The organism is Massilia sp. MS-15 (assembly GCF_020176695.1).
Classification (GTDB): Bacteria; Pseudomonadota; Gammaproteobacteria; order Burkholderiales; family Burkholderiaceae_D; genus Telluria; species Telluria hydrophila.
In genome coordinates, this window is record NZ_JAIWIA010000099.1 from 1 (window position 1) to 1,108 (window position 1,108).

The following is a 1,108-nucleotide window of genomic DNA, read 5'->3' on the forward strand; positions in this document are numbered from 1 at the left end:
AAAATTGCCTCAAGGATCTGTCCGTCGCGACTTTCAAGCCGGCTACCGGCATGAGGGAGAGATCTAAAGTACTGCAATGCGGTCATGGGGTTGATTCTCTTACTGAGCAATTTATCGTACATATCCTTGTCGACCGACCGAAGAACGACCAGCAAAGCGACGTGGACTGGATTCATTTCGTAATTTTTCGGCACCGCTGCCACGACAAGCTTCAGCCTTACGATCGACCGCTCGATAGACCGCAAGCTCATTCCATAGATCGAAGCCAAGAATGTGATGAAGCGAACGATTGAGTCCTTATCACTCACTGAGCGTGCATTGAAATCGGCATCTAATCCGGCACGCTTGATGGTACTGTTCACGAAGTCTTTGATGGCCGGGCTGGGCAGAGTAAATTCCAGATCAATGAACTTTCGCAAGTATTCGACAGCGTCGATCCGCTCTCCGTAGACTGCCGCTGTTACTGCTTCCAGTTGCTTTTTATCCACAGACAACACGAATACTAAGTTGGGCACATCAAACATGTGCTTCACACGTTCTAGAAGCTGCATGGCGAAATCAGGGCGGCAGCGGTCAAGCTCGTCAATAAAGAAAACTAAGGTTGGATTTCTATCAAGGTAGGGCAGCTTGGCAACGACTTTGCCCAACTCGGACCTGAACGACTCGATTGCCTCCTGCTCCTTTTCGAAGGAATCGATTATGTCACCCGCGACGTCACCTGCCGCGTCGGCCACTGCCTCTTCTATTTCGTTAGCCACTTCGAGTAATCCGCTGGTCAGCAACTTGGCGCCAACGGCAATCCCCTTTTTGACGACAACTCCGGTGATGGCCTTAACCCGGTCCAGTGTCTCAGCTGAGACAGGCGTGCGCGGAACGGCTCTGTCGAGTGCGGCCACCATTGCAATGAGGGGGTCGGAAACATGATCGGCCTTCCATGCATTGAAGTGCACGGTCTGGAAATTCTGCTGCGTCAGCGTCACATTTAGCATTTCAACGAACGTCGACTTACCGGTGCCATAAGGCGAATCTATCGCTAGGACGAGGGGGCGATTTTCTGTTTGGGTCACGATGCTGGCGACGAATTCAACAATCTGCCGACGATCTAAAT

General features: G+C 51.4%; 1 protein-coding gene. It reads right to left on the reverse strand.

The genetic code is table 11. The features are described 5' to 3' along the window. On the reverse strand, positions 1-1,108 hold a 1,108-nt coding region (locus LCI23_RS20445), incomplete at both ends, for a P-loop NTPase fold protein (protein ID WP_224948277.1).